20 protein-coding genes and 3 pseudogenes are annotated in these 23,122 nt (G+C 67.0%); 14 read left to right on the forward strand and 9 right to left on the reverse strand.

The window, feature by feature from the left end:
* Nucleotides 1-105: 105 nt before the first annotated feature.
* Nucleotides 106-1,419, reverse strand: a complete 1,314-nt coding sequence (locus AC07EJ_RS27380) for a helix-turn-helix domain-containing protein (protein ID WP_478885172.1) — start codon at nucleotides 1,417-1,419, stop codon at nucleotides 106-108.
* A gap of 426 nt (nucleotides 1,420-1,845) precedes the next feature.
* Here AC07EJ_RS27380 and AC07EJ_RS27385 point away from each other — a divergent pair, with 426 nt between their 5' ends.
* The 4 genes from AC07EJ_RS27385 to AC07EJ_RS27400 all read left to right on the forward strand — a co-directional run bounded on the left by AC07EJ_RS27385 (nucleotide 1,846) and on the right by AC07EJ_RS27400 (nucleotide 4,322).
* Entirely contained in the window at nucleotides 1,846-2,025 is a 180-nt protein-coding gene (locus tag AC07EJ_RS27385) for a hypothetical protein (RefSeq protein ID WP_478885173.1), read from the forward strand.
* Nucleotides 2,026-2,273: 248 nt separating this feature from the next.
* Nucleotides 2,274-2,453, forward strand: coding sequence for a hypothetical protein (locus AC07EJ_RS27390; RefSeq protein WP_478885174.1), 180 nt, complete (start codon nucleotides 2,274-2,276; stop codon nucleotides 2,451-2,453).
* A 224-nt stretch (nucleotides 2,454-2,677) separates the two neighbouring features.
* On the forward strand, nucleotides 2,678-3,136 hold the full coding sequence (locus AC07EJ_RS27395; RefSeq protein ID WP_478885175.1) for an ATP-binding protein: 459 nt from the start codon (nucleotides 2,678-2,680) through the stop codon (nucleotides 3,134-3,136).
* Nucleotides 3,137-3,422: 286 nt separating this feature from the next.
* The gene (locus AC07EJ_RS27400; RefSeq protein ID WP_478885176.1) at nucleotides 3,423-4,322 is read left to right on the forward strand and encodes a TauD/TfdA family dioxygenase; all 900 of its coding nucleotides are present in this window, start codon (nucleotides 3,423-3,425) and stop codon (nucleotides 4,320-4,322) included.
* Nucleotides 4,323-4,461: 139 nt separating this feature from the next.
* Here the strand turns inward: AC07EJ_RS27400 and AC07EJ_RS27405 are convergent, their stop codons facing one another.
* Nucleotides 4,462-5,235, reverse strand: a complete 774-nt coding sequence (locus AC07EJ_RS27405; RefSeq protein ID WP_478885177.1) for a glycosyltransferase family 2 protein — start codon at nucleotides 5,233-5,235, stop codon at nucleotides 4,462-4,464.
* Nucleotides 5,236-5,301: 66 nt separating this feature from the next.
* Here AC07EJ_RS27405 and AC07EJ_RS27410 point away from each other — a divergent pair, with 66 nt between their 5' ends.
* The 5 genes and pseudogenes from AC07EJ_RS27410 to AC07EJ_RS27430 all read left to right on the forward strand — a co-directional run bounded on the left by AC07EJ_RS27410 (nucleotide 5,302) and on the right by AC07EJ_RS27430 (nucleotide 10,383).
* Complete coding sequence (locus AC07EJ_RS27410; RefSeq protein ID WP_478885178.1) at nucleotides 5,302-6,552, forward strand: nucleotide sugar dehydrogenase; 1,251 nt, start codon at nucleotides 5,302-5,304, stop codon at nucleotides 6,550-6,552.
* 51 nt (nucleotides 6,553-6,603) lie between these two features.
* Nucleotides 6,604-7,992 (forward strand): hypothetical protein, encoded by a 1,389-nt coding sequence (locus tag AC07EJ_RS27415; RefSeq protein WP_478885179.1) that lies wholly within the window; start codon nucleotides 6,604-6,606, stop codon nucleotides 7,990-7,992.
* A complete protein-coding gene (locus AC07EJ_RS27420; RefSeq protein ID WP_478885180.1) occupies nucleotides 7,989-9,098 on the forward strand; it encodes a glycosyltransferase family 4 protein in 1,110 nt (369 codons plus the stop codon). Before AC07EJ_RS27415 ends, AC07EJ_RS27420 begins: the two co-directional genes overlap by 4 nt.
* 467 nt (nucleotides 9,099-9,565) lie before the next feature.
* Nucleotides 9,566-9,829: pseudogene (locus AC07EJ_RS27425) on the forward strand (ATP-binding protein); the annotation flags it as partial.
* An 80-nt stretch (nucleotides 9,830-9,909) separates the two neighbouring features.
* A complete protein-coding gene (locus AC07EJ_RS27430) occupies nucleotides 9,910-10,383 on the forward strand; it encodes a hypothetical protein (RefSeq protein WP_478885181.1) in 474 nt (157 codons plus the stop codon).
* Nucleotides 10,384-10,564: 181 nt separating this feature from the next.
* Here the strand turns inward: AC07EJ_RS27430 and AC07EJ_RS27435 are convergent, their stop codons facing one another.
* The 4 genes from AC07EJ_RS27435 to AC07EJ_RS27450 form a co-directional block, all read right to left on the reverse strand.
* Nucleotides 10,565-11,392 (reverse strand): class I SAM-dependent methyltransferase, encoded by an 828-nt coding sequence (locus tag AC07EJ_RS27435; RefSeq protein ID WP_478885182.1) that lies wholly within the window; start codon nucleotides 11,390-11,392, stop codon nucleotides 10,565-10,567.
* Nucleotides 11,393-11,525: 133 nt separating this feature from the next.
* The gene (locus AC07EJ_RS27440; RefSeq protein ID WP_478885183.1) at nucleotides 11,526-12,032 is read right to left on the reverse strand and encodes a hypothetical protein; all 507 of its coding nucleotides are present in this window, start codon (nucleotides 12,030-12,032) and stop codon (nucleotides 11,526-11,528) included.
* A 6-nt stretch (nucleotides 12,033-12,038) separates the two neighbouring features.
* Nucleotides 12,039-13,258 (reverse strand): IS3 family transposase gene (locus AC07EJ_RS27445; RefSeq protein ID WP_478885260.1). Its coding sequence is split into 2 segments (ribosomal slippage): nucleotides 12,039-13,003 and nucleotides 13,003-13,258, totalling 1,221 coding nucleotides; the frame shifts between segments, so codons are not numbered across the junction.
* 666 nt (nucleotides 13,259-13,924) lie between these two features.
* Nucleotides 13,925-14,203, reverse strand: coding sequence for a hypothetical protein (locus AC07EJ_RS27450; RefSeq protein WP_478885184.1), 279 nt, complete (start codon nucleotides 14,201-14,203; stop codon nucleotides 13,925-13,927).
* A gap of 280 nt (nucleotides 14,204-14,483) precedes the next feature.
* On the opposite strand from AC07EJ_RS27450, the pseudogene AC07EJ_RS27455 reads away from it, so the two are divergent.
* Nucleotides 14,484-15,429, forward strand: a pseudogene (locus tag AC07EJ_RS27455) (S66 family peptidase).
* A 116-nt stretch (nucleotides 15,430-15,545) separates the two neighbouring features.
* Nucleotides 15,546-15,941 (forward strand): annotated as a pseudogene (locus AC07EJ_RS27460) (hypothetical protein); the annotation flags it as partial.
* Nucleotides 15,942-16,268: 327 nt separating this feature from the next.
* Here the strand turns inward: AC07EJ_RS27460 and AC07EJ_RS27465 are convergent.
* Entirely contained in the window at nucleotides 16,269-17,219 is a 951-nt protein-coding gene (locus AC07EJ_RS27465; protein ID WP_478885185.1) for a DMT family transporter, read from the reverse strand.
* Between the two features lie 40 nt (nucleotides 17,220-17,259).
* On the opposite strand from AC07EJ_RS27465, the gene AC07EJ_RS27470 reads away from it, so the two are divergent.
* Complete coding sequence (locus AC07EJ_RS27470) at nucleotides 17,260-17,784, forward strand: MarR family winged helix-turn-helix transcriptional regulator (RefSeq protein ID WP_478885186.1); 525 nt, start codon at nucleotides 17,260-17,262, stop codon at nucleotides 17,782-17,784.
* Between the two features lie 136 nt (nucleotides 17,785-17,920).
* On the opposite strand, the gene AC07EJ_RS27475 is transcribed toward AC07EJ_RS27470, so the two are convergent.
* Nucleotides 17,921-18,247 carry a hypothetical protein gene (locus AC07EJ_RS27475; RefSeq protein ID WP_478885187.1) on the reverse strand — a complete coding sequence of 109 codons (327 nt, stop codon included), beginning with the start codon at nucleotides 18,245-18,247 and terminating at the stop codon, nucleotides 17,921-17,923.
* 664 nt (nucleotides 18,248-18,911) lie between these two features.
* Between AC07EJ_RS27475 and AC07EJ_RS27480 the strand changes: the two genes are divergently transcribed.
* Together AC07EJ_RS27480 and AC07EJ_RS27485 are read left to right on the forward strand one after the other, a co-directional pair.
* Nucleotides 18,912-19,799 (forward strand): GNAT family N-acetyltransferase, encoded by an 888-nt coding sequence (locus tag AC07EJ_RS27480; RefSeq protein WP_478885188.1) that lies wholly within the window; start codon nucleotides 18,912-18,914, stop codon nucleotides 19,797-19,799.
* Between the two features lie 393 nt (nucleotides 19,800-20,192).
* Complete coding sequence (locus tag AC07EJ_RS27485) at nucleotides 20,193-20,861, forward strand: class I SAM-dependent methyltransferase (protein ID WP_478885189.1); 669 nt, start codon at nucleotides 20,193-20,195, stop codon at nucleotides 20,859-20,861.
* A gap of 534 nt (nucleotides 20,862-21,395) precedes the next feature.
* Here the strand turns inward: AC07EJ_RS27485 and AC07EJ_RS27490 are convergent.
* Nucleotides 21,396-23,024, reverse strand: coding sequence for an ISAzo13 family transposase (locus AC07EJ_RS27490; RefSeq protein WP_478885190.1), 1,629 nt, complete (start codon nucleotides 23,022-23,024; stop codon nucleotides 21,396-21,398).
* Nucleotides 23,025-23,122 lie beyond the last annotated feature (98 nt).

A 23,122-nucleotide genomic window follows, 5' to 3' on the forward strand; every position in this document is an offset into this window, starting at 1 on the left:
CGCGCCCTGCCCAGCCCGCCGGCACGAGGGTGGCGGCCACGCGGCCGCTGCATCCAGATGGACAGTGCCGCGCCCTCCTCAGCTGTAGACCTCAGCGATGAGGCCTTATACGCCCGCGTACTCGACGAGTTCACGCACAGCGGGATGGTGGCGGTGCTGCTGGAGCCGTCCCAGGAGTGCGGTGCCCAGTTCGAGACAGCGATTTGCTTTGGTGGCCCGAGCGGTGTCGAGCGCGGTGCGGGCGTGGGCGGCGGCCTGGGGGATGTCGTGGGCGGCGAGGGCGGCGTCGGCGCGGTAGACGGTGAACACAGCGCGGGTGCGGTCGCGTTCGTCGTTGAGGAGGTCGAGTCCGTTGTCGATTGCGGCGGCCGCGGTGGCGGGCTGGCCGAGGTCGAGGTGGCAGCGGCCGGCGTCTGCTTCGAGGTCGGCGGGGGACATCCAGGACACCCAGGTGGGTGTCGTGTCGGGCTGGGCGTGGTCGAGTTCGCGGGTGGCGGACGTGAGGGCGCGGTGGGTTCCGGTGCGGTCGCCGAGGACGGCCAGTGCGCGGGCGGTGCGCACGTGAAGGAGGGCGCGGGCGGCGGGGGAGTGGGTGCGGGAGCGGGCGAATGCGAGGATGTCGACGGCCTCGCTCGGGAAGGCCCGCCATGTTGCCTGGTAGGCGAGGTCGGCGAGGATGCCGGCGCCGAGGTCGCGGTCGCCGGCGAGGTAGGCGGCGTGTACGGCGGTGTGCCAGCGTGCTTGTGCGAGGCCGTGGTGGCCGTTGTCGAATTCGTTCCAGCCGGCGCTCTGTCCGAGCTGTGCTGCCATGGAGTGGAGGCGGATCTCGGTGGGCTGGTCGTAGCGGGCGTTGTCGAGGAGCTCGTGCACGGCGCTGCGGTGGGCCTCGATCAGCAGCGCGGCGACTTTCTGGTGGTGCGCGCTCATGGCGCGAAGTTCGTCGGTCCTTTGTTCCAGCCAGTTCAGGAGGTCCTCGTCGAGGCGGCCGCCGTCGAGCGCGGTGTCGAGGCTTACGGCCTGGGCCGGGGTGGCGTGGGTCCAGTGCTGGGCCAGGGCGACGAGTGCGGCGCCGGAGTAGATGAGGAAGGCGCGGCGGTCGTGCGGCACGTAGGTCTCCAGGAGGACGGCGTGGCTGTCGGTGGTGGTGAAGGGCCTGGGCTGTGCGTGGACGGGCAGCCACCAGGGCCAGCCCAGTCGCTCGACTTCCGCGTGCGGGATGCCGAGCACATCGGCGATCAGGTACTGGGAGTCCTCGGACGGCTCGACGCCGCCTGTTTCCCACTTCCAGATCCGGTTGCGGTCGACGCCCGAGCGGCGGCCGCGAGCGCGCGCTGCCCGCCTTATCCGCATCGCGAGGTCGTCCATCGACCAGTTGTGTTCGTCGCGTACGGCGGCGAGCGGGTGGTTGATCAGCCGCATCACGGGCGTCCTGTCTGCTCGTCCGGCACTCCTGAACTCCACGATCGGGGGCGGGCGTTGGGGTGAACAAGCCCACCTCAGGGAAGTTTGCCCGGCTAGGGCAGGGGAGTGCTACTGGCCCGGTTATCCACGGTGGGTACCCACCTGGGCCTTACGAGGCGTCGGGCCACGCCGGAAGGCTGGCGCTGCCGCAGGCGGTGTCGAGTCCTTAGCGTGGAGCGCTGGTCGCGTGCAAGGCCAGTGCGGGCGCAAAGCGGGATGGACTCGTATGAACTGCATGGACATCGAGGGTTGCGGAGCTAACCCTCGGGTGATCCAAGGTCTGCGGTGCTGTCCGCCAAAGTCGAGCCGGCCTAGGGGCTGGAGAGCTGGATGGCTTCATCAGATGTGCGTGCCGCGCACGCCCGAACCGAAGGACCACACCCGATGTCCCTGTCCCAGCTGGTGCTTGTTCTCCTGCTCGTCATCGTGACGCTCGCGCTCGCTGTAGGCGCCGCGGTGGCGGTGCACCGCAGGCCCACCATGCAGGCGCCGATGACGGTCGCCTTCGGTGCCGTGTCCGTGGTCGCGGTCGTGCTCGGGGTGCTCGTGGCCGCCACCCGCTGACCGGTCTGCCGCTCGTTGCTGGAGCCGCCGGGGCGAGCGGCAGCGTCGAACGGCCTGTCAAATATGGGCCGTTGGACTTCCCGGATGTGACATCGCTCACGGGCAAAATACTCCATCAGTGAACGACCTAACAGAATGCGGGCGCCATTTTGTCTGTTTTGCTCTCGAGGGGTTAAGGCCTCGTTCTACCTCTTCCGTCGCTTATTCGACGCGTGCCCTGTGGCACTCCTGAGGTGAAGGAAACGCCCATGTCCCTGTCCCAGTCTGTGATCACTCTGCAGATGGTCTTGATGGTTCTGGCCCTCGCGGTGACCAGTGCCGTGGCGGTCCATCGACGGCCGTCTTTGCAGGCACCCCTAACCGTGGCGTTCGGTGCCGTGACCGTGGTCGCGGCCGTGCTCGGAACGCTTGTGGCCGCCTCCCGCTGACGCGCTCCTTCTGCTCGTCGCTGTGGCCGGGTGGTGGGCCGGCGGATGACTCCTCCGGCCCACCTGGAGGCCTCGACCTGCCGGCGCTGAACGCAGGCCCCGGTCCACGCGACCGGGGCCTTTTCGCTGCCGCCTCCGGGGCACACAGCGGGCACACACTCCTCCCATTCCGGGCAGGGCCGCAGGTTGGTGTGCTGTGGGGCCCGAGCACCCCAGAGGACGTGATGACGACGACAGCCGTACGGCAGTCCCTCGCGGACAGGCTCCGCGACCAGGACGTCATGGACGAACGAATCAAGGTCCATCCGCGCCCTCGAGCCTCGCCGCGACGCGTCGGTGCCCTCCGCAGGATCGCTGCAGTCCGTCTTCGGTACGGCGGTTTGGACGAACTGCGCGACGAGGTGATGCTCGTGGTCTCCGAGCTCGCCACCAACGCCCTGCAGCACACCAGCACGGCGGAGGTCCGGGTACAGATCGCCCTCCAGGACGGCTTCCTGCGCATCACCGTCATTGACGGGATGCCGGGGTCCGCAGTCCTCCAGCGCGTCGCCAAAACCGCCGAGCGGGGACGCGGTCTATGCCTGGTCGCGGCCGTGGCATCGGAGTGCGGAGATAACTGGGGGACGAGCGCGGCCGGCGCCGAGACCTGGTGCCGCCTCGCCGTGTCCGGGAAAGGGCCATGATGATGGCCGCCGCCGTCGAACCCGGTTCGGCGCATACCGTGCCGCTCAACGGAATCGGCGCGCACGGTGTGTACGTCGTTGAGCAGCCCGACGCGCCGCTCCCGTACGGCCACCCGCATCTCCCAACGTTCCTGGCCTCGCAGATGGTCCGCCGACTCGAGCCCTTCCGGGGCGTGGGCCGTGGCCGGGGCGAGGTCGTCCCGGAGCTGGCTACCGGAGGCAAGCGGATCATCGTCCGCCTGCCCCTGGTCCCCGCCGAGAACCCCAAGAGAGAAGGAAGCTCCGCGTGTTCATCGACATCCCGAGCAAACTCGAAGCCGCTCTCATCGACCGTTCTCTCCCGCCCTGGGAACTGGACGGCTCGTTCCTGGCACAGTCCACCATCGCGCGGTACCGGACCGAGCTGACAACCACCCCGCGGTTCGAGGAAACCGCTGCGATCCTGCGCCACGCGCTGACCCGGGAGGACGGCGGATACGCCGTGCTGCGCCTGGGAAACCTCGCCAAGGCACTGGGGGCCGACGACCGGTTCCGGCGGCTGGCGACGGCCTTCGCGGCCGAAGTGGCGCTCCCCTTCTCACCCTTCCCTCGGTGGCCCCTATGGAAGGACATCGGGGTCAAGGTCGACAAGGACCCCGGGCGCTCCAGCGGCATCGGGTACAACGCGTTCCACATGGACCTGGTGAACGCGACCCGGCCCCCGGACTACACCACGCTTTTGTGTGTCCGCGCCGACCCGCTCGGCGGCGGCCCCAGCATCCTCTCCGACGCCCACGCCGCGGTGGCCCGGCTGTCGGAGAACAGCCGCGCCCTCCTGACCGAGACGGCCTACCACTATGGGACCTTCTTCGACCTGTTCGGCGTGGGCGAGGAGCACAAGCCGTTCCCGATCCTGGACGGCTCCGACCCGGGTGAGGGGTTCGTCCGGTTCACCGCCAAGATGCTGGAGCGGTCCCAGCTCGGCCAGGCGCACGCCGACGCCGCCAGGGAACTCGCCCAGGAGCTCGTCCGGGGCCAGGTCTCCTTCATGCTCCAGCCCGGGGACTACCTCATCGTGAACCAGCGCCGCTTCCTGCACGGTCGGGAGGCGCTCCACAGCTGTCAGGAGACCGTCCCGGTCTCCGACCGGCGGCTGCTCCTTCAGCTCTTCCTGCGCGCGGGGGCCGGCGACGGCTCGGCCGCGTAGTCGGCCGACGGCACCGGTGGCCTACCAAGTCCCGCCCCCGAGGGAAGCCCTTGAGCATCGCGCACGGTCACGGGGCGGGGCCCGGTCGGGCACCCCCGGAAACGGTCGCGCACACGGCTCCCCAGGCCGGTGCGCGGGGCTAGATGCGAGAGTTGCGCAGCGACTGCCACACAGCGCCGGCCAGCGCCCGCGTTGCCCGCGGGACCGACAGATGCTCGTGCTCGCGGTACAGGGTCCAGTTGTATTGCACGAGCGACAGCTTGTTGGAGGACAGCGATCCCGCCTGGTGGGCCCTGTACACCGCAAGCGGTTCAGCCAGGCCCCGGGCGTCAGCGCCGTCCCGCATGATGCTCAGCCAGAGGGCGTAGTCCTGGCGCTTGCGCATCTCCGGCATCAGCCTCGTGCCCAGGACCTTGCGGTCGTACATGGCGGTGAGAGCACCGATGTGGTCCTGGACCAGCATCGCGCGGTAGTCCACGTGCTCCCGTGCACGGATCACCCGCCCGTTCGGGACCCAGTCGGTGCTTTCGCCGTCGTAGTCGGCGTCCATCTTGAAGTACGAGGTGAACGTCAAAGGCGCAGTGGCCTCCGCAGCGTAGGCGAGCTGCTTCTCAGTCTTCTCCGGAAGCCACATGTCGTCGCTGTCGAGGAAGGCCACGTAGTCCCCGCGGGCCCGCTCGATCGCCCGGTTGCGGGCCCGGCCCGCACCGCCCTGCTCGGGCGCCGACTCCGGCAGGACGCGCTTGTCCTGCGCGGCGAACTCGCGGAGCAGGTCCATGGAGCCATCGGAGGACTGGTCATCGGTGACCAGCAGCTCCAGGTCGCTGTGGGTCTGCGTGAGCACCGATCGGACGGCTGCGCCGAGGGTGGCTGCCGAGTTGTACACGGGCATCACGACAGACACCAGGGGCACAGCGCTTCTCCTTGCCAGACCAGGAACGACGGTCCATTCAAGCACCGCAATCGAGTAGGAGCTGACATGCAGATAGTTGTCGCTGGTCAGGGCTACGTAGGGCTTCCCCTGGCCGTACGCGCCGCCGAGGTGGGCCACCATGTGGTCGGCTACGACGTAGACCCGCACCGCGTCCAGCAGCTCGCAGCCGGCCAGTCCTACGTGCCGGATGTGAACTCCTCTCGGCTGCGCACAGTGCTGGACTCCGGGGCCTACTCCGCGACCGCCGACGCTCCCGCGCTGGCCGGCTTCGACATCGCGGTGATCACCGTGCCGACCCCGCTGCGGGACGGCGTGCCCGACCTGACCTACATCGAGTCCTGCGCCCGGACCCTGGGCGAGCACCTTCGCCCCGGCGCGACCGTTGTACTGGAGTCCACGAGCTATCCCGGCACCACCGAGGAGCTGCTGCTGCCGATCCTGGAAGAGGTGTCGGGCCTCAAGGGCGGGGTGGACTTCCTGGCCGGATTCAGTCCCGAGCGGATCGGAAACAAGCGGTGGTCGTTCGACAGGACGCCGAAATTGGTGTCCGGAATCGACGCCAAATCACTCGATGTGATCAGGGGTTTCTACGACGGCATCTTTCAGACCACGGTGCCGGTGTCCGGGACGAAGGTCGCCGAGCTGGCCAAGCTGATCGAGAACACCTTCCGGTTCGTCAACATCTCCATGGTCAACGAGATGGCGATGCTGGCCGCTACCCTCGGCGTGAACATCTGGGAGGCGATCGACGCCGCCGCGACCAAGCCCTTCGGATTCACGCGGTTCACCCCGGGGCCGGGAGTCGGCGGGCACTGCCTGCCCGTCGACCCGATGTTCCTCTCGTGGAAGGCCCAGCAGGAGCTTGGCGTCCCTTTCCGGTTCGCGGAACTCGCCGCCGACGTGAACCGGCAGATGCCCGACTACGTCGTCCGGCGTCTCGTGGAAGCACTCGACAAGCGCGGCCTGCCCGTCAGCGGATCTCGGATCCTGTTGCTCGGCCTGACCTACAAGTACAACGCCACCGACCTTCGCAATTCACCTTCGGCACGTGTCGCCGAACTTCTCATCGGCCTCGGCGCCGAAGTCCGCGGCGCCGACCCCAACATCCCGGACGGCGACGACACCAAGCTGAACGTGCCCCGGGTCGATGCGAGTCCGGAGGAGGTCGCGGCTGCTGATGCCGTGGTGCTCCTCATAGACCACCCCCGATTCGACCTCCCGATGATCGAGAAGCACGCGCCCTACGTTCTCGACTGCCGAAATCGCATGTCCGGAGCGAACGTCGAGGTTCTGTAGCTCCTCGAACTCCCCCCGGCCCGCTTCCGATCCTCCACCCCAGGAGTTCTCTTGCGCGACGAATGGGAGCACGCCCACACGGACTACACCGTGCCCGCGCAGCGCCGCAGTCCTGCCTCGCTGGCCGAAAACGAGAGTGACTGGCGCCTCTACCTGGAACGCTCAACCCCCAACGGCTGGCTGATACAGAACAACGCGATGACCGTAGCGCTCGTCAGCGGACAGCCGATGTACCTGCTGCACACCACCAAGGACATCGACGCCATCCGCACCAGCGGGGAGCTGCACGTCTCCACCGGATGCCTGGTCGGAGCCCTGTACTGCTCGCCTCTCGCCTGTCAGCGCGAGGGACTGCGCCCACACAACCTCGGCGCCTACCTGATCCGGACGAAACCCTCCACCACGCCCATGATCTTCGAGGTCACCCCGGATGCGCCGATCCCGCCCAAGGGCATCGACTACCTGCATCTCGGTGCCATCCACCTGCGTACCTACGAGCGCTACCAGAGCTTCCTCACCCCGGCCGAGAACAACCGGCTCAACCGCGCCGTGCTCGCCGGCGTGCGCTCCGCGGCCGTGTTCCTCGACGTCGCCCTGCGCAACGCCGCCGGCCATGCCACTCCGGCACCTGAGTTCATCGACCAGTTGTCTGACGCCGTGACCCACGTGCCGTTCCTCGGCTACCTGTACTTCGAGGTTCTGTCCGAGTACCTGATGCTCCACTCCGCTACTTCGGAGACCAAGACCTATTCCCAGGCCGGAGAGCTGAACAACTGGCTCTACAAACGACTCGCCTTCGCCGCCGTCGACGGCATGGACCAGCTGTTCGACCTGGCCCGTTTCGCACCGCGCCATCACTGGCTCGTCCAGCTCATCGAAGGACTAGAACCGGCTCTCGGCCCGGGAGTCGCCGAGTACGTCCGGCGACGGCTGTCCCACCTGTTCGCCCGGACGGCACTGCACCCGTCCCAAGACGCGGCGTCAGTCACCTTCCAGGGCGCTGATCTCAGCACGCTCCGGCACGCCGCGCCGGGACTGATCGGCCAGATGATCTTCCGTGAGATCCGGTACATGCCGCGCTACCAGCAGCTCTACCACTGCTTCGAGAAAGCCAAGGCCCTTGAGGCATGGGACTACTGGAACAACGAGGGCATACCCACACCCTTCAATGGAATCCTCCCCAAGGGCGAGATAGGGATACATCCTGTCTACCCCAGGTCGGCAGTCAGAGCATGGACGGCAGAAGTGGACAGCAAGGGCTACTTACATCCGGCCAAGGAGGTCACGGCCGGCTTCGCGCCGCACCTGGCGTCATGGTGGGCGCCGCCTCGTCAGAGCGGGAGGAACATCACCACCGCTGACTCACGGGTCGAGGTGGCCCGGGGAGCCCGGTCTCCGCTCCCCATCCACCGGTCGTCCAACAAGGGGATCTCCGCATGACCACCAACGTCCTGAACATCGTGACCGGCATCAACCGCATCTCCGTGCCTTCGTCTGGGAGCATGATCCTCGTCAACGATCTCTACGGCGCGATGCCTGACACCCATACGACCTTCCTGGGCAGGGCGCCGGTCGATCAGGCTTGGAAGGCCGCGTTTGATCAGCTGATCACCCTCTCCACGACGAAGCGCCCTCAAGGTCCCGACTTCGACCGCTACGTTGACGAGTTGACGCGTGAGGTCGGTGGGTTCATCGAGAGGATCCAGCCGGACGCCATTCACGCCCAGTACCTCGGGTTTGCCCTCAGCTTGGCCTTCACCCGAACCGCCGGCAACATCCCGATCATCGCCATCGCCCACGGCCCCGACGTGATGATGGCCGAGCGCAGCGCATCAGAACGCGAGGCCATGAATGAAGTTGCTGCCTCCAGCGCCGCGATCGTCGCCCCGACCACCGCCCTCGCCGACCGCATCGACCGTCTCACTGGACGCCGATTCACCGATCGACTCACCGTCATCCCGTGGGGCATCCGTTTGAACGATGCGTGGGTACGCGATCAACCGCCTGCCGGAACCGGACCGCTGTCTCTGGTGCACGCCGGTCGCCTGGACGACAACAAATCCACGATCACCGCAGTCGAAGCCCTCGCGTTAACCGATCAGCCGCACCACTTGACCGTGATCGGCGAAGGAACCCTACGGAAGTATCTGGAACAGCGGGCTATCGCACTCGGGCTGCGGGACCGGATTCAGTTCGAGCCGTTCCTGCCCCGCGCCGAACTGTGGCGCCGCCTACCGAACTTCGACGCCTTCGTCTTCACGACCAGGGGCCTGGAAGCATTCGGGCTCGTCCTCATTGAGGCCCAAGCCCACGGACTCCCGGTTGCCTACTCCGAGCTTCCCGGTGTGAGGGAAATCCTCGGGAGCGCTGGCGTTCCCTACACTCCTGGCGACCCGCGCTCGCTGGCCGTGGCCCTAGACGAGCTGGGCCGGGACTTCCACCGGCGCAAGGCCCTGACCAAGGCGGCTCTCAATAACGCGCGCCGATACGACATCACTACCACCGGCCGCCAGCTACGCGAACTGACGCTCCGAGTTACCTGCTAACCCTGGTTTGCGAGACCGGCCGCGGGACTGGCGAGGTCGTGAGTTCAGGTGTCCCGCATTCCGGCTTCGCCTTCGACCGCGATGGCGGGCTCGGCCTGCGCGGAGCCTCGCCCTCGAGGTCCGCGACCGCGTGGGCGAGACCGCGCGGTGTCGCGCTACACCGGCAGTCCGGCGCCGCGGATCACTGAGTGGGCGGCTGCTCACGCAGATCTACACCCCGCGAATTTGACCCGGCGATCTTGGCCCGTACTCCGTTGGACCTGGACGAGTTGATCGAGCACTGGACCCCCGCCGACCCTGCAAGCACGCATCGATGGTCCCCCAACCCCGGCGAATCTCCGGGAGCGGGCTGTAAGGACGCTTCTGCTACGGCATCCTGATCAACTATGTCGACTCCAGAACCGCTCTCGGCCGACAACAAGACGGGCAAGAGGTCGTTGTGGAAGCGCTACCCCCTCCTAGCTGCCCTCATCCTCGACGACTTCGCGATGCGCCAGCTGTCCGCGGCCCAGGCGGATGACCTCTATGAGCTGATCAGCGAGCGGTAGGGCCGGTCGCTGATCATCACCAGCAACCGGGCGCTCAGCGACTGGTATCCCCTCTACCCCAACCCCGTCGTCGCCGAGTCGCTCCTGGACCGGCTCATCAACACCAGCCACCAGGTGATCATGAACGGGCCCAGCTACCGCCCGAACAAGCGGCCCAGGAACACGACCGACAAGGTGCACTAGGGTCCGCCGTCGCGGCTTCCCTTGCTGGCGTCTCAGCACCACGAGCTGGCTTGTCAGAGGCATCCGCTAGCTTGCTGACCATGGGAAACTCAGGCGGATCATTGAGGACCCGATCCACGGGGGAACTGCACCAGCTCATGCGGGCAGCCGGGTTCACGGGCATTGAAGACACAGAGGCGTTGGCGGAGGGCTGGCAGGTGACGGACTTCGCCGACGCCGGACGGCGCAGCCTCGCGAACCTCGTCCAGAGCACAGGGACACCGGCAGTCATGGTGTCCTTCCTGGACAGCGACGTGGGGTTCGTCGAGGCAGTCACGCCGGACGGCAGCAGCTGGGAGGGCCTGCTCAACCGCGAGACGGCGAAGAGCTACGAGATCCCTCTGGAGCACTTCCCCATCGAACCCGCCATCGCCGGCGCACTCGCCTGGTCGGCCGCCGCCGGACTGACTCCCGACGAGGAAGCCATCCGGCAGACGCTCACCGGGTCGGATCTGTTCGCGGAACAGCTCTCCTCAGCCCTCTTGGTCGCCCTGGGACTACCCGGCGCAACCTAGCCCTCCCAAGCCAGCACCTGGGGCAGGTCGGGGCAGTTGGTCTACTTCTGGGCGGCACGTCGGCCGTGAGTTCAGCGTGACTGAGGTGCCTTCACTGGGAACCCACGGCGTCTTGGGCAGCCAGGCATGAAAGTGCGGTGGGTCCGTTGCCGCTGAATCGGCAGGTCCTTCACCACTGGGTTCACTCGGCGCGCTGTCCGACACGGAGGACGCTCAGGTAACGGCGTGATGCTCGGTCGCCCATCCGCGTGCGGATGCGCTCGGCGATTGCGTCGAGCAGGGGCTCACGGACGTCGCGGTCAAGCCTCCGATACAGCGACAACGAGCGAAGGTGATCGGCAAAGCCGTCCCCGTTGAACCACTGAACGGTCGAGTACCAGCGGACGATCGTTGGGCCGAACAATCCGCCGGGATCGTCGACCAGTCCCCAGCCCTCGTCGGTGGTGCCCACCTCGTCCTCCAGGGGCGGATGACCCCAACCGGGGTTCCCGGGGCAGAACCGCTCGTGGAGATCGGCGGTCTCGGCATACACCTCCGGCTCTCCCGGCCGGCGGACAACGACGTTGCCGAGCAGTGCCATCCAGCCTGCGGGATAGAGCACGTCGTGCGCTCGCTGCCAGCCAATCGACGGATCGACCCAGTGCCACGACGACGCAGCCACGAGAACATCGAAGCGTCGACCGCGGTCGTCCCACTCCTCGAACATCGACGTCTTGACTTCGACGTTGTGGAAGGAGGCGATCCGTTGGCGAGCGAGTGCGGCCATGTCTGCGCCCGGCTCGATGGCGGTCACTGAGCATCCGAGCGCGGCCAGCGAGCGCGTCGCCTGACCGGTACCGCAGCCCACCTCCAGCACCGACGACCGTTCGCCCATGCCGGTGATGGAGCCAAGGTCCGCGAACAACTCGTCGGGGTATCCAGGCCGGACCCGGTCGTAGAGCTCCGGCACCTCGTTGAACACTCGGCCGAGGTCGTGTCGGTTCGGGCGCATCTTCGGATCATCAGTCACGAACGCACAAGCTATGAGGCTCGTCGACGGGGACGCCACTGGTTTAACGGCAGCTCCTCGACAGCAGCCGTGCCGGTCCTTTCTGTCTGCTTCGCCAGCATCGTTCGGTCGGGGATCCCCTTCCGGGCAGCCGTCAAGAGGGCCCGTTCTCCCTTTCGACCGCATCTCGGCGGACTCCCGTCTGGTCGTCAAGCAGGCTCTGGGCGATGGTCGCGTAGTTGCTCGCGGTGGTGTGGGACAGGTTGAAGACCAAGGTGAGATGCAGCGGGTCGGCCCCGACGGTCAGTGCCTCGTGAAGTACCCGGTCGCCGCGGATGCGTTCGAGGTAGACGCCCTGGTGCAGTAGGTGCCGCTTGAGGTATTCAGGGCTGACGGGCCCGGTTCCCAGGGCTGTCTTCGCGTTGATCAGGACGTGCCGGTTGGGGGTCTTTGGCCAGGTGGCCCGGCGCTGGTCGAGCCAGGCCAGCAGGGTCTGGTAAGGCAGTTCGCCGAGCCGTTGGCCGTGTCCGGCGATGGTGATCCTGCGGTTGGGCAGGCCGAGGTCGTCCAGGGTGAGGCTGCGGATAGCTGTGGCGCGTGCGGCGTGGACGGCAGCCAGGGCAACGATCAGCCGTTGCGCCGGGGTGACGGCGATCTGCACAGGGGCTCATGCCGCGAGTGTGATTCTACGTTCTCTCTGGTGTTGCTGTTCGAATTCGGTAGGTGAGAGGTAGTTGAGGGCGCTGTGGCGCCTGCGGGAGTTGTAGTAGGTGAGCCACTGGAAGATCTCCAGCCTCGCCTGACGCATTGTCGAGAAGAGCCTCTCGTGCATCGTTTCCCTCTTGAGTCCCTGCCAGAACGACTCGGCCAGGGCGTTGTCGTAACTCGAGCCGACCCGGCCCATGCTCCTGTGTATCCCGAAACCGTCGCAGACCTGCGCGAACGCGGCCGACGTGTACTGGGCGCCCCTGTCCGCATGGAAGATCACTCCGGCGACGTTTCCGCCGCGGGCAGCCACCGCCATCTTGAGGGCGTCGATGGCCAGTTCGGCTCGCATGTGCGAGGCCATCGAGTAGCCGAGCACCCGGCGTGAACAGATGTCGATCACGCAGGCGAGATACAGCCACGTCCCGCCGACCTGCACGTATGTGATGTCCCCGCACCACTTCTCGTTCAACTTCCCAGCAGAGAAGTCGCGTTGGACGAGATCCGGGGCCGGCGGCGCGAGCCGGTCCGGGATCGTGGTGCGCTTGCGGCGCCGCAGGTGACGTCCCTCGATGCGGTGCCGTCGCATCAGGCGCTCGACGCGCTTGCGGTTGACGGTGTGCCCGAAGCCCCGCAGCTCGGCGTGGACCCGGCGGACCCCGTACGTCCCCTTGTGCCCGGTGTGGACCTCCCGGATCTCCGCGAGCAGCGCGGCGTCGGTATCCTGCCGCTCGGCGCGGGCCTGCGCACCGGCGAGCCACCGGTAGTAGCCCGAGCGTGAGACCTGAAGCACCCGGCATATCCGCTGAACGCCGAACTCGACACGATGCGTGGAGATGAAGTCCCAGCGGCGGGTCTTCACTTCACCTCCCGGGCAAAATACGCGACCGCCCGACGCAGGATCTCCCGCTCGAGTTCCCACTCCTTCTCCGCCTTGCGCAGCCGGCCGTTCTCCGCGCGCAGCCGGGCCAACTCCTCGTCCCGGCTCTCCGCGCTCTGTTCGCCACGGCCGTGATCACGGCCCGCGTGCTCGTCGGCCTGGCGCACCCAGCTCCGCAGCGTCTCGCCGGTAACCCCGACGTCCGCCGCGACCGCCGCATACGTGCGTTTCCCGCCCGCCGCGCGGTACAGCGCGACGGCATCGTTCCTGAACTCCGCCGGATACGGAGACTTACGTCCCACCAGGACACCCTTCCTCGGATCCACAAGATCCATTGTCAGAGTGTCCACACCGCCGGGGTCACCTCATCTGGTGCCATCCCCGCACAGCGCAGCACGGACCACAGCAACGTCCGCAGCGGGGATGACGAGTTCCCAGTAGCGATCAGCGGCTTGCAGGGACAGCAGACGGAACACTTCCTTGTCGACTGCGGCACTTCCTGGGCCGGCGACCGGGCCCGCCCCGTGAACGTGGAGCGGAGCGATCAAGGCGACGTCTTCGCCGGATCTTCCGAGAACTCGAAACGGCCGCCACACCACTGGCGACGCTGCGGCAGGATCCAGAATCAGCGACCCCTGCCGGAAACGGTGGCCGTCACGGACGAACGCGGAGACCTCGCGAGCCTCTCCAGCGTTCAACGCTACGACGTCCGCCTCGGCGTGAGGTCGAACGTCTCCTGTGAGCTGTTCGATGAGGCGACTCGGATGCCGGAGCAGATCTGTGAAGGACTGCGTCCCTGCGGCCCGTCGTGCCTTTCGTTCCACCGTTGCCCCCTGCATCGCGGTCGCATTCAGGGTAGCGGCGAGGCGTGCGGGATTGCCTCCCCAACAACTTTCGGAACAGGCCCTAACCCTTCAGGTCGCCGTGTCCCACCCGGTCAAACATCAGTGGCAGGGAACTACCGGTCGTCAAACTTCAGTGGCACCGGACATGTTCGCCCCCTGGCGGCCGTGGTCGGCCATATGAACGACTCCAGTGCTCCGACACGCCTCGACATGCTGCGCTTCCTGGAGCGCGTGCAGCTCGGAGACCTGGACCGCACTCGCCGATGGATCGCTGCCGAGGAACGCCGCGAGGCAGAACGCCAACGTGGCGCGCAGGCCCAGGCGCCAGCTGTTTTCTTGAGTCCCTTCGTCATGGCAACGGGGAGCGAGCGGCTGATGATCCTGATTGGTGGAGTCGGCCACTTGGCAACCACTTGGCACTACCGCACCTCGAACGGGCCAGTCTGGCGCCGCCTGTCAGGGTGGTCCCCAGGGGCGGTCTGATGTCCGCCGGCTTCCCGCCGCGGGCGCCTTCCGCCTCCTGCGGTCCCCAGGGGCGGTCTGATGTCCGACGCGGTAACTCGATATCGCGTCGGAGTATCGTCGTGCCAGAATCCGGCGCATGTCAGTTCGATACCCGCGCCCTCTGCGCCCCGGCGACCGTGTAGGCACCACTTCTCCCTCGAGCGGAGTCGCGAAGGAGATGCGCGAGCGCCTCGATGTGGCGATTCACGATGTGGAGGCGCGAGGGTACGAGGTCGTCGTCGGCCAATGTATGGACGGTTCTGGCCATGTGAGCGCTCCTGCCGCTGACCGCGCGCGAGCTGATGGCGATGCTGACGGATCCCGACATCAGGGCCGTGGTCCCGCCGTGGGGCGGAGAGACAGCAATCGATCTACTGCCCCTGCTCGACTGGGACCACTTGCGTGAGGCCGAACCAACTTGGCTCGTTGGCTACTCGGACCTGTCGACCATCCTCACGCCGCTCACTCTCCTCACCGGCACGGCGACCGTGCATGGCAACTGCCTTATGGAGACTCCCTACCGAGTGCCCGAAGGCCTCTCCTCGTGGCTCGACATCACCGCCGCGCCACTGGGGCACCGGTTCACCCAGACTCCGCCCGAACGCCACCGAGCTGCGGGCCGGGACGACTTCCGGGCCCATCCGGAGGTACGCGAGTTCACCCTCGACACCCCCGGAAGGTGGACCAGGCTGGACGGCGACGGCGACGTAGAGGTCGAAGGCCGCCTCATCGGAGGCTGCATCGAGACGCTGTGCAATCTTGCGGGAACGCCCTACGGGGACACCACGGCATTCGCCCGCGCGCACGCGCCGGAAGGACTGCTCGTGTATATCGAAGCAGGAGAAGACAATGCCTTCACGATCTGCCGGAACCTGCACGGGATGAGGCTGGCGGGCTTCTTCGACAAGGCCAACTCGGTCATCGTCGGTCGGACCTCCGCGCCCGGCGGCGGCTCCCTCACACAGCATCAGGCCGTGCTGGACGCGCTCGGGGTGCTGGACGTGCCGATCATCGCCGATGTCGAGTGCGGTCACGTCCCGCCGTACCTGCCCATCGTCAACGGAGCGCGCGGCCGGATCGTACACACCTCGACCCGCAGCGAACTCACCCAAACCCTGGACTGACTCGCCCGGGAGATGACCCGGACGTCCCTCACCAGGCATGGCGTGAAGCAAGCAGACATGGCCACTGAAGTGCGAAAAGACGGGAGTTAGTTCGGTCAACACGACACGTCGGCGGCTTCCACATGGCAGGCAAACGATCTCGCGGCGTGGAGCGGGATCAGGCGTTGCGGGCCGTGGCCGAGGGCGTCGACGCCTGCCCGCACTTCCCTATTAAATCTTCGTGTTGCAGCCTGTTGTGTTGCGCGAATCGTGAACGTCCTCGAAGTCGAGAACGAACAGCTCCGCAGCGAGCAGAACCGCACCCGCGTCCCCGTAGTTCCGCTGCCGACTGGCCGCAGATCTTCAGACTGAATAGGCAGGCCGAAGAACAGCAATCAGAGTTACAGGCAGTAACCGATCCCCCGTCATCCTGCGCTGAACTTCGAGGCCCAACACGGAGCACATGCAACACATTCGGACTTGACAGGGAACCCCACTGCCGACCCGACACCGAGCGCGGAATTCTGGAGTAGGCGGAGTAGGCCAGCGGGCGGCCACGGCCTGGCCACCTGGCGGCGTGGAGTATCCCGCGGCTGTCGCGCTCGCCGAGGCCGTTCCGACGCTGCCCAAGGGGCCAGGCTGGTGGTACGAGGTGAAGTTCGACGGTTCTCCAGACCCTTCAAAGGTGTCTCATTCGAGTGAGCCTCGGAGCCTCCCCGGAGCCAGCTGAATGATGATCCGGTTGGTCGGACGGAAGGTTCTTCGGAACACCGGCGTCGATCCTCGCCGGCATCTCACGCGTACGTCTCGGGCAGGGCAACAACGCCAGGCGGGGTGTCGGAGTAGAAACGGCCTCACCGCTACCCCCGCCGACGCCCCAGAACGGATGAGTAGGACGGGACCCCGTCGTTTGCTCGTGACCCAGATTCAAGATGATCGGATGCCTGATCACTGACATGTCGGCCGGCGCGCGTGGGCCGACCGAGGGTGACGCCCGCCAGGACCAAAGCCAGTCCGCACAGTTGCTGAAACGTCAGCACTTCCCCGGCGAGCGCCGTACCGAACAGCACGCCCGTGACGGGGTTGAGGAGCCCGATCAGCCCCACGGTGCCTGCGGGCAGGTGTCGCAGTCCGGTGAACCAGGCGGTGAAGGCCAGCGCGGTGGCTACCAAGGCGACGTAGCAGAAGGCGAGGAGAGTGGGCGTGGAGAGCGTGGGTGGAGTGCCCTCCACAACTACGGCGACCGGCAGCAGGAAGAGACCTCCGGCGGTGAGCTGCCAGGCGGTCGTGGCGATCAGGTCGGCGTCGCCGCTCCACCGCTTAGCCAGGATATGACCGAAGGAGGACACGAGCACGGCCGCCACAGAGACAAGTATTCCCGGCACGCTGGTCGCGACTACCCCCGTGAGCAGCATGAGACATACGCCGGCGAGACCGATCACGGCACCGGCCAGGTGCGCGCTCCGGGGCCGCTCGGCCACCAGAGGCCATGCCATGAACATCATCGTCAGTGGAGACACCGCCATGACGGTCGAGGCGACGCTCGTGGGTAGCAACTGGGAGGAAGCGTAAACAAGGACGAAGAACACGCTCACGTTGACCAGGCCCAGTACGGCGGATCGCCACCACCATGCACCGCGGGGTCGGCGCCTGCAAAAGGCCAGCAGGGCGAGGCCGGCAGGCAGCGCCCGCAGTGCAGCCCCGTACAACGGGCGATCCACCGGCAGGAATTCACGGGTGACGAAGTAGTTGGCCCCCCAGGCCACCGGCGCGACTGCGGTCAGCGCCACCCAACGCGCGTTAGCTTCCATGGAAGACAATATAGCTTCCTGGGAAGCTAACATGGTGGTCATGGAAGACCGGCAACCGATGGACCGCGTAGCCCGTATCCAGGACGAGTGGCGTCGCGAACGCCCCGAGCTCGACGTCACGCCACAAGGAGTGATCGGCCGACTGCACCGCCTGGCAGACCGCCTCAGTGAAGAACTCCGCCTCGTCTACGGCCGCTACGGCCTGAGCGAGGGGGAATTCGACGTCCTGTGCGCCCTGAGGCGCGCGGGCGAGCCGTATGAACGGGCACCGGGCGAGCTCGCCGCGCACACCATGGTCACCACCGGCGCGATGACGAAGAGAATCAATCGCCTGGAGCGCGCCGGACTCGTCACCCGCCGCCGGTCCGACGACGACCAACGGGGCCGGATCGTCGCCCTCACCAGACCCGGGCTGGAACTCATCGACCGCGCGTTCACCGACCACATGCACAACGAGCGGCGTCTGCTGGATCTCCTGGCGCCCGCGGAGGCTTCGGGACTCGAAACACTGCTGATGTCGTGGCTCTCCCGCATGGAGCATCCGCGCCCTGCCGACGGCGACTGACCGACCGCCTCTCCCGACTGCGCCCAGCACTTGGGAACGTGACCGAGCGCTTCGACCGGACGCTTCGGGCGCATCAGTCGGCCGACAACGGCCCAAGAAGGATCACGCCGAGATGATGGATCACCTGTCTCCCGAATCACCGACCGTGGAGCGACTCACGCATTACACGAGGGCCGAGCAGAATGAAATCCTCGGCGACCGCACCGACCCGTTCGGTGTGGCGGACACCGGCTTGGTCTGGCTGCCCAAGTAAGACCACTTCGGCGTCAGAATGGGCGACCGACTTGTCACACATACCGGCCTGCTGCGACTGCCCATAGCGATCGGCCGTATCCGTACCGAGGTCGAGGGCGTCGGCGGCGTAGCCGTTGCCCCCGACGTACGCGGAAACGGGCTCGCACGGCTTGCCCTCGTACCTCTCTACCAACGACTCGGATAGCGAGTACTGGATCAGGATGTCCAAGTTCAGCAACATGAAGGACCCGTGACCACGCCGCTGCGAACCATGTGGACGCCCTTGCATCATGGTGTGCAGTGGCCGACCGGAGCAGTACGTCTGCTCTCGCTTCCCATGTGACGCATGCCCCCAGTGGGCGCCGTCGCATACTCCTCCCACCGGACATGACCCCAAGGCATTCGCAGGTCGGCACCGTGCTCTCGTTGTGATGGGCCTCTTCGCTGACGAATTTGCCCAACTTCACTCGATGGGCGAACTTTGACGCCTTACTCAGGCCATCCACTTCGGGGGCCATGCCTGTCTCATGAGACATACCGACGTCTGGAGAACGACGGCCACCGCACCGTCATGTGGCGAGACGCCGAAACCGTCCGGCTGCAGGCCCGGTCCGGCCGGGCGGTCACCTCGGCATCCACCCCGGGGTCGCGGTGAAGTACGTACAGACCGCGCACCCGGACAAGGCCCTGCCCCGCATCCGCTGACCGGGCGACACCGCCCGGCGCCGCTTACTCAAGGGGAAGGCGTCGCTCACGTCCTCGACGTGGTCCCTGCCGGAGCCGATACTCGCCACCCCCACCACCGATCCCACGCTCCACCCGCGGCACGCGGCCGAACCTGAAAGGCATTGAGCAAGTGCTCCCCGTGCCGGAGAGATCCGGGATCATGAAGCATGCTCCCGGATGACTGGCACCTCACCCAAGACGTTGACGACTTCCTCGCCCGAGCCGGGGACTTCCTGCGCTCGCGCCCCGCCCTGCACAACACGCCGCTGACGGACATCGAGAAACTGCGGATACGCGGGGCGGCCGAACCCGACGCCGCAGCCCCCGTCTTCGGCCGACTGCAGTCAGGAGGTGAAGTCCACGCGGTCTTCTATCTCACTCCGGGCGGCCGCCTGGGCCTCACCCCTCTCTCTGTCGAGCAGACCGACGCCCTCGCCGCTCACCTGGCCGGCCTCGGCCACTCGCCCTCCCACGTCATCGCGGACCGCGAAACTGCCGGCGCTTTCGCCGAGTCATGGCAACGGCACACGGGCGCGGCGCCGGTACCGCCTTTCTGGCGGACGCATCTCTACCGTCTCGGCACGCTCACCCCACCGCAGCCGCGCCCGGAGGGCCGGGGGCGCATCACGGCCGGGCAGGACCGTGAGCAAGTCGTTCACTGGTGCCGTGAGTTCTGTGTCGACGTCGGGGAGCAGCCCTCCATCGACTTGATTGACGCCGGCTCCTGGGACGACTCGCGTTTCGGCGACAGGCATTTCATGTTCTGGGAGACCCCGGACGGCACCCCCGTCGCGATGGCGGCCGCGACCTCGGTGGTCGGCGGCATGGTCCGGGTGGACCCCGTCTACACCCCGGCCCACCTCCGAGGCCGCGGCTACGCGGGCGCCGTGACGGTCGAGGCGAGCCGGGCAGCACTGGCCGCGGGTGCGACTGACGTCGTCCTGTTCACGGACCCGGACAACCCCACCAGCAATGCCCTCTACCAGCGCATCGGGTACGTCCACGTCGCCGACTTCGCCGGGTACAAGTTCTACGACGCACCACAAGCCAGGTGAGGGACATGACCGACACAAACGCACCTGCCACCAGGACCGGCTGACCCAAGTGGTTGCGCGCAAGGTGATCAGCGCCCTGGTCGGTGACGGTCAGTCCTGCTCGCCGTCGTCGTTCTCGCCATCGGTGTGCGATTACGCAGCTGCCGCAGGCCGGCCGGGTGAAGGCGTAGCGGCCGAAGAGGTGGTTCCCGCTCAAGTGTCCGTTCCCGGTGTATCTGCGGTTTCCCGCGGGTCTGCGATGTGAAGTGAGCGAGTCCCGGGCGACCTGCGCAGCAAGCTGCGCCAGCGGGGCCACTGCCCGCGACGTTCGGCCGCGACACAGCGGTGCCCTGTCTACCCAACCGAGTTGTTTGACCTCCGACCCCAGCGAACTCGTCGCCCTATGGTTGGCTGATGCCTGCACACCAAATTGACCGACCGGCCGATCTCGACGTGGTCCGCGAGTCCTATGACCGTGTGGCCGACAACTACGCCGAGATGGTGGCGACGACAGGAATGGGCGATATCCGTCGCCATCCCTGGCTCCAGGCATCGATCGACGCTTTCGCCGACACCGTGAGCGAACTCGGGCCTGTCCTCGACGTTGGCTGCGGGCCCGGAACGGTGACCGCCTACCTCGCCGAACGCGGACTCGACGTGTCCGGAGTCGATCTCTCGCCCGGCATGATCGAAAATGCCCGCCGTCTGTATCCGCACTGCCGCTTCAGCGTCGCCTCCGCCACCGACCTCAGCCTCGAAGAGGCGTCCCTCGGCGGCGTACTCGGGTGGTGGTCACTGTTCAACCTCCCGCGCGGCGTCCTTCCTCAGGTCCTCGCCCTGTTCGCGCGGGCCCTGAAGCCGGGCGGACACTTCATCACTGGAACGCACGTCGGCGACGAGGACGCGGTGCGTACGGAGGCCTACGGAGGTGTGTCCGTCCGCTGGACGACGCACAAATGGCGGCCTGAACAGTTCGTCGGCTTGATCGAGCAGGCCGGACTGTGCCCTGTCGCCGAACTTCGGCTCCCGGCAGATGAGTTCAGCGGGCCGGGTCTGGTCGTCATGGCCGAGCGCCCCGCCTGAGGATTAGGCGCCGGAGGCAGCACAGGGGCTCATGGCCTGGCGCCTACCGCTGGCAGAACAGCGTTGGGTGTTTCTACAGCGTGGGGAACCATGAAGCATGCAACCCGATGAATGGCACCTCACTGGAGACCTCGACGACTTTCTCGGCCGGGCCGGAGACTTCCTGCGCTCACGACCCGGCCTCCACGTCATACAGCTGACCGTGGCCGAAAGGCCCCGGCCCGGCCCAGGCAGCTCGCCGTCCGGCTGCCGGACGGCCGGATCGCGCTTACCCAGACCCTCACGACCGCGCTCGCCGCACAGATCGCCCCGCTGCTCACGGACGCGGGACCGCCCCGCCCCGCCGCGCCCGGACCGCATCCGGCGACACGTACGCCACGCTCCCGCACGGCCTGGTCGTGGAGGTCGCGGCGGGACCACGCGGCACGCGGTGGTCTTGTTCAGCCTTCTGAACACCTGGCTTCCCAGCGATATGCCGCAGGGCCTGTTCCGGGCTTTACTGGAACAGGCCCACGCCTAAGGGCTTGCAGATCATTAACACGTCGTCTTGATCTTGTTGATGGATGTGCCGGCTTGGTCGTGGACCCGAGCCTGCAGGGCCGCGAGGGCGACAGGTGGGGACGTCGCGGGCGGGATGACGATGCCGTGCGACTTGAGCAACCGCCTGTTCTTCAAGATCGTGCGATGCATGGCGGTGCGGCTGCTCGCGAACAGAACTGCGAGGGGTTCCGCGGCCAGGGCGACTCGCAGATGGAGCACGGTGGCCAGGACTTGTTCGGGGAAGGAGAGCCGAGGCGGGCGGCCGCGTCGGGTATCGCCGTCGGGGGCCAACATCTCGGTGAGGTCGTCCAGTTGTTGCCGAGACATGCCGGTCAGCGCGGGATCCGACAGCAGGGCCTGGTCCCACTCCGTCTCGGATGCGTCCGGGGTTCGGGCTGCCGGGACGGCGGGGCGGGGCTGGGGGTGAAGGGCATAGTTCCAGTCGCCGTGGAAGGCGTGTCGGGTCAGCGGCAGAGCGGCCATCTCCGCGTCACCAATGCGGACTCCGGTCGGGTAGGCGTTGGTGTCGAGTGCGGCTTCCACCCGCAGCCCGGTGCGCGTGGTGGTCGCCGCGATGGTCTGCAGGATGACTTCATGGCTGGTCAACGGGCGCCCGCGCCAGCTCATGGTGATGTGGGAGAAGAGCCGGTGCTCAATTTTGTTCCACTTCGATGTGCCGGGCGGCAGGTGACACACGGTGATGGTCAGCCCGGTTTCAGCGGCGAACTGGGCGAGTTCGAGTTTCCAGGCCCGGGTGCGGTGGCCGTTGGAGCCTCCCGCGTCGGCGGTGATCAGCAGTCGTGCCGCCTGCGGGTAGGCAGCCTTGCCCTGGCCGTGCCACCAACGGCGGATCGATTCCACGGCGAACGCGGCGGTGTCGTGATCGATGCCGACGTTGACCCAGCCGGTGTTCGCCGCCAGATCGTAGATCCCGTAGGGGACGGCTTTGCCCAGTTGCGGGTCGGCGAAGTCATGCACGTTCACCGGCACCGGCTCACCCATCGGCTGCCACTGGCGGCCGTTGTTCTTGAACTCGCCGATGAGTTCCTTCTTCTTGGTGTCCACGCTGATCACCGGCTGGCCACTGTCCCGGTGCTCACGGGCCTGTTCGTTGAGATAACGGAACTGGGCATCGCGGTCGGGGTGCTGCGTGCCCTCGATGGTCTTGGCGTTGGCCTGCAGGCTGAAGCCCTCTTCCCGCAGCAGGTCGGCAACAGTGTCGGCGCTGACCTGGTGTCCGGCGCGGGTTAGTTCCCTCGCGAGGGTGCGGGTGGACTTCACTGTCCACCGCAGCGGCGACATCGGGTCACCCCGTACATCCGGCTCAACCAACGCCAACAGCGCCGACCGCAGCCCCGGATTCAGATCCACGACCCGCTTGCGACCCCCGCCCGGACGCCGCACCCGCCCCAAAGGCGCCTCACCCGCCTCAAGTTCGAACACGCCTTTGCGAACCGTCGTCTCGCTGACCGCAGCCGCCTGGGCGACAGCTCGGACACCGCCGTGTCCCAGCCCCCGGGCCTCCGCAGCCATCAACAGCCGTCGCTGCCGCTCGTCCAGATGCGGCAGCAACACCGCGAACTTCACAGCGAGTTGGGTACGAGTCTCATCCGGGATGCGCATACCACGCCAACGAGATTCAGGACGGGAAGCAACACCTTGATTCCCTGCAAGCCCTAAGGGGTGTCCCGTAAATGATCTTCGAGTCGAGTTGGATGCGG

It is taken from the genome of Streptomyces sp. NPDC045026 (assembly GCF_056432625.1).

Excerpts from the sequence above, each read along its gene's own strand:
- AC07EJ_RS27380 (WP_478885172.1), bottom strand. The coding sequence starts at position 1,419 with ATGCGGCTGATCAACCACCCGCTCGCCGCCGTACGCGACGAACACAAC.
- AC07EJ_RS27385 (WP_478885173.1), top strand. The coding sequence starts at position 1,846 with ATGTCCCTGTCCCAGCTGGTGCTTGTTCTCCTGCTCGTCATCGTGACG.
- AC07EJ_RS27390 (WP_478885174.1), top strand. The coding sequence starts at position 2,274 with ATGTCCCTGTCCCAGTCTGTGATCACTCTGCAGATGGTCTTGATGGTT.
- AC07EJ_RS27395 (WP_478885175.1), top strand. The coding sequence starts at position 2,678 with ATGACGACGACAGCCGTACGGCAGTCCCTCGCGGACAGGCTCCGCGAC.
- AC07EJ_RS27410 (WP_478885178.1), top strand. The coding sequence starts at position 5,302 with ATGCAGATAGTTGTCGCTGGTCAGGGCTACGTAGGGCTTCCCCTGGCC.
- AC07EJ_RS27420 (WP_478885180.1), top strand. The coding sequence starts at position 7,989 with ATGACCACCAACGTCCTGAACATCGTGACCGGCATCAACCGCATCTCC.
- AC07EJ_RS27430 (WP_478885181.1), top strand. The coding sequence starts at position 9,910 with ATGGGAAACTCAGGCGGATCATTGAGGACCCGATCCACGGGGGAACTG.
- AC07EJ_RS27465 (WP_478885185.1), bottom strand. The coding sequence starts at position 17,219 with ATGGAAGCTAACGCGCGTTGGGTGGCGCTGACCGCAGTCGCGCCGGTG.
- AC07EJ_RS27470 (WP_478885186.1), top strand. The coding sequence starts at position 17,260 with ATGGAAGACCGGCAACCGATGGACCGCGTAGCCCGTATCCAGGACGAG.
- AC07EJ_RS27480 (WP_478885188.1), top strand. The coding sequence starts at position 18,912 with ATGCTCCCGGATGACTGGCACCTCACCCAAGACGTTGACGACTTCCTC.
- AC07EJ_RS27485 (WP_478885189.1), top strand. The coding sequence starts at position 20,193 with ATGCCTGCACACCAAATTGACCGACCGGCCGATCTCGACGTGGTCCGC.
- AC07EJ_RS27490 (WP_478885190.1), bottom strand. The coding sequence starts at position 23,024 with ATGCGCATCCCGGATGAGACTCGTACCCAACTCGCTGTGAAGTTCGCG.